Origin of the sequence: Thermovenabulum sp. (genome assembly GCF_049701175.1) — a bacterium.
Classification (GTDB): Bacteria; Bacillota; Thermosediminibacteria; order Thermosediminibacterales; family Thermosediminibacteraceae; genus Thermovenabulum.
This window is the reverse complement of the sequence record NZ_JBNATW010000047.1, coordinates 1-10,157: the sequence shown is the minus strand read 5'-3', so window position 1 is coordinate 10,157 and position 10,157 is coordinate 1. Positions and strand designations below refer to the sequence as shown.

The following is a 10,157-nucleotide window of genomic DNA, read 5'->3' as shown; positions in this document are numbered from 1 at the left end:
TATAAATAGCCCAGCCTTCTAAACTGGGAAGTTTGTCACAGTTTAGATGACCAGGCAAATTCAACACTATGGATTCTTTAAAATATATTGATATGATTAGCGAGCGGTTAAAACCGTTCTTTGATCTCGAAAAGGAAAAAATTATTTCAGGAATAAAGTTTGAACTTTTCGCAAGTTGCTATGCAAAACACGTCAGGACCTTTTTAACCTTAAAAGATGTTATCGATTCCTACGAGACCAATGAATACTATGCAATAAAAGTATTCAGAAAAAAATTTAGTGAAGAGGACTTATTTTTATTTGACGAATTTTTAAAAAATGTTCATAAAATTTATGTGATGCCCAAGGAAGACCACATGTGCAGTATAATAAACGGGGTTGCAGTGCTGGAAGAAGGGATAGAAGAAAAAGTTGAGAAAAAAATTCGAAGTTACTCCTATGAGAAAAGCTACCTTTTTTTGCTAAAAGGCTGGAGTCGCATCAATATTGCAGCAGTGGACCTTAAAAATAACAGGGTAATAACGAGCCGGTGGGGAAAAAAGCTTGAGAAGTTCTTGAAACCGAAAATTGAAGAAAAACATAAATTTTGAATAAAGTTAGCCGCTGCCAGGCAAGAGAACTAAAAAAGCTTTTTGACATTTAGCTTATTGCAATGTTAAAATAAATGTGGTAATATAAAAATGCAAAAAATATTGCCGAAGTGGTGGAATTGGCAGACGCGCTACATTCAGGGTGTAGTGTGCATACGCACGTGCGGGTTCGAATCCCGCCTTCGGCACCATTATATTTTGTTAAAAAGCCTCTCCAAAAAAGAGAGGTTTTTTGTATTTTTAAGGGAAAAGATAAAATATTGACATTGTGAAAAAATTAACTATAATAGATAGTATAATACATACTGTATACAAAAAATGGAGGTATAAAAAATGAAGTTGGGTTTTGTAGGCTCTGGGGCAATGGCTGAAGCAATAATTAAAGGCTTGATAGGTAAAGGAATTTATAAAGGGGAAAATATTTGGGTAACAAATAAAAAGAATGATGAAAAGTTGATATATATGAGGGAAAATTATGGTGTAAATACCACAAAAAATTTAGAAGAATTTTTTAAAAACATTGACATAGTAATTATTGCAGTGAAACCGAAGGATGTTTTAGGTTTTTTAAATTCAGCAAAAGAATATATAAAACCTCACCATATTATTATATCCGTTGCAGCAGGTATTACAACGGAATTAATTGAAAATACTATTGGGGAAGACATAAGAGTAATTAGGGCGATGCCCAACATTTCCTGCGAGGTTGGAGAATCGGCTACAGCAATTGCAAAAGGTAGATTTTCCGATGATGAAGCTTTAACTTTATAAAAAGGAATTTTTTCTTCAATTGGTAAAACTTATATAATTGAAGAAGAGCAACTTGATGCAGTTACGGTTTTATCTGGGAGCGGCCCTGCTTATATTTATTACATGGTTGAAGCAATGATTGAAGCAGGTGAAAAAATTGGCTTATCAAGAAATATAGCTGAAAAATTGGCTCTTCAGACTTTCTATGGCGCTGCGAAAATGGCTGTAGAAAAAAGAGAACCTTTAAAGAAGCTAAGAGAAAAAGTTACTTCACCCAATGGCACTACTTATGCCGCAATAAAAACCCTTGAAAAACATGGTTTTCAAGATATTATCTATCTTGCTATGCAGAATGCAAAAAAGAGGGCTTTAGAACTTATGAAAGAAAGCTGAGAAAGCCCCTAACCGTATTTTAACTGCGGTTAGGGGCTTTTTAAATTTACTGAAGGAATATTGCTTTAATATATAGAATTATATTATGAAATTAAGAAAAAATTGAAATTTAAATTTTTAAAAATTTTAATAGCATATTTTCTAAGGGTACAAAATACGATGCCAAATTATCTACATAAATCTTACATTATTAAAAAGGAAGGGGATTCCTATGTCGGAGAAAGACAATGCTGTGGAAAAAATGGCGTAAATTTTACGATATGCCGATAAGCTCTGTCTTGAAGGGAAAATCTGAATACAAAAATGAGGAAAAATACGGAACTTTAGAATCCTGCGCTTTTGCAAGGGTTTGGATAGAAAAAAACTGGCAGGAAATTGGAAGGCTTTACTGTGAGGTAGATCCAGCTATAAAAAATGTCCTTGAAGGGGACAATTGCTGCGAATCGATAACAAAGTATAAGGATCAAAATAAGTCGGAGAATGAATAAGGGTGATATCATGAGAAAAAGAATGAGAGAGTATGGGATTTCCTTGGGACATCTGCCTACCGGGCCTCTCAATGCCATTACCGATGTGAAAGGGATAAAGGTGGGGCATTCTACAGTAATTTTAGGTGGCGGGAAATTAATACCCGGCAAGGGCCCTGCAAGAACCGGCGTTACTGCAATTTTGCCCCATGAAGGCAATATTTTTAAAGAAAAATTACTTGCCTCCTGTTTTATAGGGAATGGTTTCGGGAAATCTGCAGGATTAATGCAAATCAGGGAACTCGGAACATTGGAAACGCCAATTGTGCTTACAAATACCCTTTCTGTAGGTATAGCATCTGATGCTCTCATAGATTATATGCTTTCTTTAAATGAGGACATTGGTGTGACTACTGGTACCGTCAATCCCGTTGTTTTAGAATGCAATGACGGTTACCTGAACGACATCCGGGGCAGGCACATAAAAAAGGAAAATGTTTTTGAAGCTTTAAATAGTGCAAAAAAAGAATTCGAAACGGGGAGTGTTGGAGCCGGGACGGGCATGATTTGCCACGGATTTAAAGGTGGAATAGGTACATCCTCAAGGATGGTTGAGATTAATGGCCATACCTATACTGTAGGAGCTCTTTTGCTTACAAATTATGGTAGAATGGATGACCTTACATTTAATTGCAAAAATGTAGGAAGGTTGCTAAAACAAAAGCTAAAGGAAGAAAAAAATATTACCAAAGATATAAAAGAAACTCTAAAAGATAAAGATGACGGCTCTTGTATAATTATTATTGCTACTGATGCACCTTTGGATGCCCTATTGCTTGAAAGGGTTGCAAAAAGGAGCATTCTTGGGCTTGCAAGGACGGGCTCTTTCATGGGAAACGGGAGCGGAGACATAGCCGTAGCTTTTTCTACCGCCAACAGAATTTGCCATTATGGTGAAAATGTCGTAAGCATAAAAACTATTTCTCAACATAGTAGTGTTATAGATTTTATCTTTCAGGCTGTAGTTGAAGCGGTGGAAGAAGCAGTATGGGATTCGCTTTTTACAGCGGAAAAAATAATTGGCAGAGATGACCATGAAGTCCCTGTATTGCCCGTAGAACAACTTTTGGAAGCCATTACTCAAACCTGAAAATGCCGAGTTTTTCATAAGTTTCTGTGTCAACTATGCCCGTAGGCCTAAGCCCATTTTTTATCTGAAAAGCTATAACGGAAGCTTTCGTTCCCCAACCGAAGATTCCGTCAAAATTTCCGCTGTAATAGCCGTAATTATGGAGCCTTTTTTGTACTTCCTGTACATCAGAGCCGCGAGAACCTTCTACAAGGGTCCTAAAACCAAAGGTAAAGGGCCCATCTATACCTCCTACGATATATACCTTTGTCCCGACCTTTACCATGGAATAAAGTTCTTCTACATTTTTATTGTGCATTCTAATACATCCATGGGAAGCAAAACCCCCTATGGACGATGGTCGGTTGGTGCCGTGGATTCCGTATATCCCCCAGGGAACGCTGAGCCTCATCCATCGGGAGCCGAATCCTTCACCCCACTTAGCTTTTTCAATGATTTTAAATAAGCCGATGGGGGTTGGAGTTTCAAAAGTGCCTACTGCTACCCTGTAGGTTTTGTGAACTTTACCGTCTATAAGAACGCAGAGCTTTCTTTCTAATGTGTAAATTACGATTGATACTTCCCCTTTAGGTTGTTTTTTTTCTGCCGAAAAATTTTCGGCGTTTTTTTTATTTAAATCAAAACTTTTTGCATAAGTGAAGGGTATTCGGAGGGTATAAAAAACTATAAAAAAAATAATTATAATAGCGAAAAACTTTCCTTCGCCCTTTTGAATGTGCTTATTTTTGTACAATAAATTCACCTCCCAAAATTATTTTTCCACAGGAGAATTTATAAATTCATTTTAATACCGGGTGGTCCATAATGAAAATAAGTGCGGTGATTCCGGCATATAATGAGGCAAAAAAAATAGAATCTGTGATAGACTCGCTAAAAAAGATAAAAGAAATAAATGAGATTATCGTCGTAAACGATGGGTCGACAGACGATACAGGGAAAAAAGCAGAAATAAAAGGGGTTAAAGTAGTGAACCTGAAAAAAAATCACGGCAAGGGATACGCATGCTTTGCGGGCTTTAAAGAAGCTGAAGGAGATATTATATTGTTTCTCGATGCGGATATTAAATTTGACAGAGAAGATATTTTAGCGCTGATAAACCCTATAATACACGGCGAAGCAGATATGACCGTTGCCGGCTTTAAAAAAACTTCTAATATTAAAGAAGGCGGGTTCGGCATTACAAAGGGTTTTGCGAGGGTTGGAATTTACGTTTTCACAAAAAAATTTTTTAATTTTCCCCTTTCGGGGCAAAGAGCTGTAAAAAGGAAGTTTTTAGAGGAATTAAAATGCTTCCCCAAAGGCTACGGGATGGAAGTGGGTATTACCATTGATGTAATTAAAAAAGGGGGAAGGGTAAAGGAGATTTTAACTAATATGCATCATGAAGGGACAAAAAAGGATTTAAAGGGGTTTGTCCACAGAGGAAAACAGCTATTGGACATTCTTTATACATTTGTTCAAAAAATAATACAATAGGCATAGAATTTTACGGCATTTGAAAGCTGGTATTTTTTTTGCAATGTATTTAAAAAAAAACAAAAAGGAGGACGTTTATGCTTGTTGAAATAAAGGTTCCAAAATTTTCTCCAACTTTGGAAGAAGCTACGCTTGTAAAATGGCACAAAAAGGAAGGGGATTTGGTAAAAAAAGGTGAAATTCTTTTTGAAATTTCTGCTTTGAAGGTGAACATGGAGGTTGAAGCCCCCTGTGATGGAAGATTGACAAAAATTAATGTTGAAGAAGGGAAAATGGTAAAAGTCGGGGATGTAGTGGCTAATATTGAAGAGATAGGCGTAGAAAAAGTAGATAGTACTCAACCTTCAAACGAAGAAACCTTAACCTGCGACATAGCAATTTTGGGAGGAGGCCCTGGTGGATACGTTGCTGCTATAAAAGCCGCTCAATTGGGGGTAAAGGTGGTATTAGTGGAAAAGGATAAATTAGGCGGTACCTGCCTAAATAGGGGCTGCATACCTACTAAAACCCTCGCAAAATCGGCAAAAATTATAGATTACGTTAAAAGGGCACAAGAATATGGCATAAGAATAACGGATTTTGACATAAGCTATGAGAAAATTATGGAAAGGAAAAACAATGTTGTATATAGTCTTCGAAACGGCATTGAAGGGCTTTTGATTGCAAATAAGGTTAATTTCCTACACGGCACTGCAAAGCTATTAAATAAGAATACCGTTGAGGTTATAAAAGAGAATAAAAGGATTATAGTAAAGGCTGAAAGGGGTATAATTCTTGCAACGGGTTCAAGACCTGCGGTTTTGCCCATACCCGGAATAGATTTACCCGGTGTACAAAATAGCGATGAAATTTTGGAAAACACCGTACTTCCTGCAAACCTTGTGATAATCGGAGGTGGTGTCATCGGCATGGAATACGCCTTTATTTTTAATTCCTTTGGGGTAAAGGTAACGGTTATCGAGCTCATGCCGAGGATTTTACCTAATATGGATGAAGAGATTTCGGAAGGATTAAGGGATATTGCAGAAAAAAAGGGGATAAAGGTTGTAACTTCTGCAAAAGTAGTGAAGATAGAACAGGTGGAAAATGGGGGTTTAGCTGTTTTTGCAGAGGTTAAAGGGGAAAGTAAAATATTTACATCCGATAAAGTATTTGTTTCAATAGGAAGGGCCATAAACAGCGAAGGACTGGGACTAGAAGATTTAGGGATAGAAATGGTGAAATCTGCCGTAAAAGTAGATGAACACATGATGACCAGTGTAGAAGGTGTATATGCGGTGGGAGATTTGACGGGTGGACTGATGCTTGCCCATGTGGCATCAAAGGAAGGCATTATAGCAGCAGAAAATATAATGGGTATAAAAAGTAAAATGGAATTTGAAAACATTCCCTCAGCCGTCTTTACTCATCCCGAAATTGCATCAGTAGGTTTGACGGAGGTGCAGGCAAAGGAAAAAGGATATGATGTAAAAGTTGGAAAGTTCTACTACCTTGCAAGCGGTAAAGCTAAAGCGGATGGCGAAGAAGAGGGATTTGTAAAAATTATTTCGGATAAAAGCACGGGTAAAATTTTGGGTGTGCACATTTTAGGGGAAGGTGCGGCGGACCTTATACATGAAGCAAAGGTTGCAATAGAAAGGGGAATGACCGCAAAAGAATTGGCTGAAGTGGTTCACGCACACCCGACATATTCCGAATGCATTATGGAAGCAGCCCATGCCGCTTTTGATAGGCCGATTCATTCTCTTTAAACCTTTTTAATATTAGCCGGCTTTACTTTTTTACAGTATGCCGGCTTTTTTTACGATTTTTAATAAATTTTAGAAACAATATATTTGATTTTATAAATATATCTGGAAGGAATAAGACAATAAATATAGAATTTATCCTATGAGGTGGTAGTTGTGGAAGCACAAGATTTCCTTCTCGATATAAAGGTTAAGGATGCTGTGAAAGAAGATATCCTTTGGGTTTCTCAGGAAACAGAACTCGAAAAATTAAACGAGTTGATGCTATTAAGACAGGCTGAAGAGGTGTTGATTTTAGACAACAGTAAGAATATAACGGGCATTATGACGCGAAATGATGTGGCAAAGGCTTATGCAAGGGGTATTAGCATAAAAACACCGGTAAAAGATATAATGGTGAAAGATGTTATTTTCATTCCTGCAGAAATGATGCTTTTGGATGCCCGAGCAAAAATGAGGGAGCTTGGGATTTCAAGGGCGCCGGTAAAAGATAAAAACGGCAATATATTGGGATTGATAACTGCAAAAACCATATGTGATGCCTTTTCAAATCAATTGGAAAGAGCGGTAGGATTCCAAAAAGTTGTATTGGAAAATATCGATACCGGTATTTGCGTTTTGGATAGCGAGCTAAATCCAATTTTTTACAACAAATATTTCGAAGAGTATTTTGGACCTATTAGTGATAAAGAATCTATGCTCAAAAGAATATTTCCGAATGAGTCTTACATACATTTAAGAGAAAGTAAAAACATTAACGAAGAAAAAACTTGGGAGCTGAAAAGCGATGGAAAGGTGTTTTCTGTAAAAATCAGGCCCTTTTGCTATGGAAACTGGCTTGACGGTTTGATAATAAATTGTGTTGATATAACAAATAATTTAAAACTTCATTTTGAACTTGATAAAACCGCAAAAAAATTAACCCTTTTAGAAGAAAAATTAAGCACGTTTTCTGGGTCGGATTTTATATTTGGCAAACTCAAAAGTAAAAATAAAATCATGATTAAGGCCGTGGAACTTGCAAAAAAGGTTGCAAATCTCTCCGTACCTGTGCTTATAATCGGTGAAAGCGGGACGGGGAAAGAGCTTATAGCATCAGCTATACACGAAAACAGCGAAAGGAAAAGTGCTCCTATAGTAAAACTGAATTGTGCGGCTATTCCTCCTAACCTCTTTGAAAGCGAGCTTTTCGGATATGAAGCAGGAGCATTTTCTGGGGCAAGCAGACAAGGAAAGCCCGGTCTTCTTGAAGTTGCGGATGGAGGAACCGTATTTTTAGATGAAATCGGAGAACTTCCCCTTGAAATGCAGGCAAAATTATTAAGGGTTCTTCAGGACGGCACTTTCTACAAGGTAGGAGGCACAAAACCTTTAAAAGTCGATGTCAGGATTATTTGTGCTACCAATAGACCGCTTGAAAATTTAATTGAAAAAAATGAGTTTAGAAAAGATTTGTATTACAGGATAAATGTTATTACTATCGAGATCCCGCCCCTTAGAGAAAGAAAAGAAGATATAATTTTACTAATGAACAGCTTTATTGAGGAATTTGAAGAAATTTACAACAAAAAAATAAAGAAAGTAGACCCAAAGGTCATAAAATTCTTTTTGGATTATTCATGGCCAGGGAATGTGAGGGAACTCAAAAATATAGTGGAAAGGCTTGTGATTTTATCGGAGGATGGAATAATTAATGAAGAGATGCTGCCATTAAATATCAAAACAAAGTTAAGTTTTATAACTTCTTCCAATGAATTATCTGCAGTCAATAATTTTGACAACCTTGATTTGGAAAAAGCTGCCGATTTAGCGGAAAAAAAGGTGATCATCGAAACATTAAAAAAGTTTTCTTTTAATAAGACAAAAACTGCTAAGGCTTTAAATATTTCAAGAAGCACTTTGTATAATAAGCTGAAGCAATACAATTTGCAATGCTAAATTCGCATAATTTGCTATTGAATAATGAAAAATCTTGTGGTATTATATTTATTGCAGTTTGATCTGTGCCGAAGTGGTGGAATTGGCAGACGCGCCGGACTCAAAATCCGGTGGGCCCTAAACCCGTGCGGGTTCGACTCCCGCCTTCGGCACCAGTTTATTTTAGAAATGCGACTTCCCTATAAAAAGGGAAGTTTTTTATTTATACTACGATATTGATTTAATATTTAAAAGATGTGTTATAATATAATTGAAATTAAAAATATTTCTACAGAGGTGTATTTCCATACTTTATTTTCCGTGAGGAAATTTTAAAAAAGTTTCGTGCTAAAAATTTTTATTATTATATTGACCAAATGCATATAATCGATACTTATTTTAAATCTACTAAAGAAAAGATAAGGATGGAATTAACCGATGGTAAATAGATGAAGGAATGGAAGAACCCATTTATTTATCTGATATGGCAGATATTTTAGCAAAAGAAAAAGTAATTAGACAAGAACTTATTAAGCCTTTAGAAAGCATGATAGGATTGAGGAATTTACTTGCCCATCAGTATGGAGATATAGATTTTAAAGCGATATATAATATCGTTAAACATAATTTAAAAGACGTGTATATTTTTTTAGATGATATTATTTCTTATGCAAAATTATATAATTTTAAGAAGGTTTTTCTATCGATCAATTGTTTTTTGCCTCTCTACTCGGATAGGAGGCTCCAATTTTACCCTGATTATGTATTGAAGGCATAATTATAGAAAATTGAGAGGTTTAAGAATATGCTCGAAGAAAAAATTAAAGATGCTGTAAAAGGACTTGAAGGTACGTGGAGCATAATTATTCATGATTTAAAAAGTGGAGAAAAAATTTTTGTAAATGAAGGGCAAGTCTATCCTTCTGCAAGTATTATAAAACTATGGATTTTATGGAAACTCTACAAAGAAGCAGAAAAAGGAAATATAAATCTTGACAAAGAAATAATTTTAAAAGAAGAACATAAAACGGGTGGTTTTGGAATATTACAGGATTTACATGCTGGTTTGAATCTTTCTATAAGGGATTTAGCTACACTTATGATCATTTTAAGCGATAATACCGCTACTAATATGTTGATAGATTATCTTGGGATGGATGCTATAAATCAAGAAATAAAAGAATTGGGAATGAGAAACACAATTCTACAAAGAAGAATGATGGACCTTGAGGCAAAGGCTAAAGGGCTGGATAATTATACATCTGTTATGGATACTTATTATATATTAAAGCTAATTGCAGAAGGCTCTGAAATTTCCTCAGAATACCGAGAGGAAATGATAAAAATACTTCTTAGACAGCAGTGCAACAATAAATTGCCTTTGTTAATGCCAGCTGATGTTCGGTTTGCACATAAGACGGGAGATCTGCCGACTATTGAGCACGATGCAGGGATTCTTTTTGTAAATGGCAGGGAAATATTAGTTGTCGTAATGATGAGCAATCTTAAAGATAACCTTGAAGGAATTAGGGTTCACAATCTATTGGGAAAAATTATATACGATTATTTTAGTTCAAAATAGTAATAATAAATTACCTGCATATCCTGCTCAGAGTAAATTGCGATGATTAGAGAAACAGATGAAATACCGATTTTAGGGCATCCG

General features: G+C 35.9%; 11 protein-coding genes and 2 tRNA genes. 12 read left to right on the top strand and 1 reads right to left on the bottom strand.

Annotated features, from left to right (window positions below):
- Positions 1 to 68 precede the first annotated feature (68 nt).
- The 6 genes from ACPLVF_RS11605 (at position 69) to ACPLVF_RS11580 (ending at position 3,350) form a co-directional block, all read left to right on the top strand.
- Positions 69 to 590 carry a hypothetical protein gene (locus ACPLVF_RS11605; protein ID WP_424907987.1) on the top strand — a complete coding sequence of 174 codons (522 nt, stop codon included), beginning with the start codon at positions 69 to 71 and terminating at the stop codon, positions 588 to 590.
- A gap of 104 nt (positions 591 to 694) precedes the next feature.
- A tRNA-Leu gene (locus tag ACPLVF_RS11600) sits at positions 695 to 781 on the top strand.
- A 142-nt stretch (positions 782 to 923) separates the two neighbouring features.
- Positions 924 to 1,361 (top strand): pyrroline-5-carboxylate reductase family protein, encoded by a 438-nt coding sequence (locus ACPLVF_RS11595; RefSeq protein ID WP_424907986.1) that lies wholly within the window; start codon positions 924 to 926, stop codon positions 1,359 to 1,361.
- Between the two features lie 6 nt (positions 1,362 to 1,367).
- A complete protein-coding gene (locus ACPLVF_RS11590; RefSeq protein WP_424907988.1) occupies positions 1,368 to 1,733 on the top strand; it encodes a pyrroline-5-carboxylate reductase family protein in 366 nt (121 codons plus the stop codon).
- A gap of 227 nt (positions 1,734 to 1,960) precedes the next feature.
- A complete protein-coding gene (locus ACPLVF_RS11585) occupies positions 1,961 to 2,221 on the top strand; it encodes a hypothetical protein (protein WP_424907985.1) in 261 nt (86 codons plus the stop codon).
- A 10-nt stretch (positions 2,222 to 2,231) separates the two neighbouring features.
- Positions 2,232 to 3,350, top strand: coding sequence for a P1 family peptidase (locus ACPLVF_RS11580; protein WP_424907984.1), 1,119 nt, complete (start codon positions 2,232 to 2,234; stop codon positions 3,348 to 3,350).
- On the opposite strand, the gene ACPLVF_RS11575 is transcribed toward ACPLVF_RS11580, so the two are convergent.
- Positions 3,337 to 4,083 (bottom strand): L,D-transpeptidase family protein, encoded by a 747-nt coding sequence (locus tag ACPLVF_RS11575; RefSeq protein WP_424907983.1) that lies wholly within the window; start codon positions 4,081 to 4,083, stop codon positions 3,337 to 3,339. The genes ACPLVF_RS11580 and ACPLVF_RS11575 overlap by 14 nt on opposite strands.
- A gap of 71 nt (positions 4,084 to 4,154) precedes the next feature.
- Between ACPLVF_RS11575 and ACPLVF_RS11570 the strand changes: the two genes are divergently transcribed.
- From ACPLVF_RS11570 to ACPLVF_RS11545, 6 genes are all read left to right on the top strand, one after another.
- Entirely contained in the window at positions 4,155 to 4,826 is a 672-nt protein-coding gene (locus tag ACPLVF_RS11570) for a glycosyltransferase family 2 protein (RefSeq protein ID WP_424907982.1), read from the top strand.
- A 77-nt stretch (positions 4,827 to 4,903) separates the two neighbouring features.
- Positions 4,904 to 6,577 (top strand): dihydrolipoyl dehydrogenase, encoded by a 1,674-nt coding sequence (lpdA, locus tag ACPLVF_RS11565; RefSeq protein WP_424907981.1) that lies wholly within the window; start codon positions 4,904 to 4,906, stop codon positions 6,575 to 6,577.
- A 153-nt stretch (positions 6,578 to 6,730) separates the two neighbouring features.
- Positions 6,731 to 8,512: a sigma 54-interacting transcriptional regulator gene (locus ACPLVF_RS11560; RefSeq protein ID WP_424907980.1), complete on the top strand. Its 1,782-nt coding sequence runs from the start codon at positions 6,731 to 6,733 to the stop codon at positions 8,510 to 8,512.
- Positions 8,513 to 8,579: 67 nt separating this feature from the next.
- Positions 8,580 to 8,667, top strand: a tRNA-Leu gene (locus tag ACPLVF_RS11555).
- A gap of 281 nt (positions 8,668 to 8,948) precedes the next feature.
- Positions 8,949 to 9,269 (top strand): DUF86 domain-containing protein, encoded by a 321-nt coding sequence (locus ACPLVF_RS11550; RefSeq protein WP_424907979.1) that lies wholly within the window; start codon positions 8,949 to 8,951, stop codon positions 9,267 to 9,269.
- A gap of 27 nt (positions 9,270 to 9,296) precedes the next feature.
- Complete coding sequence (locus tag ACPLVF_RS11545; RefSeq protein WP_424907978.1) at positions 9,297 to 10,073, top strand: serine hydrolase; 777 nt, start codon at positions 9,297 to 9,299, stop codon at positions 10,071 to 10,073.
- Positions 10,074 to 10,157: the final 84 nt, after the last annotated feature.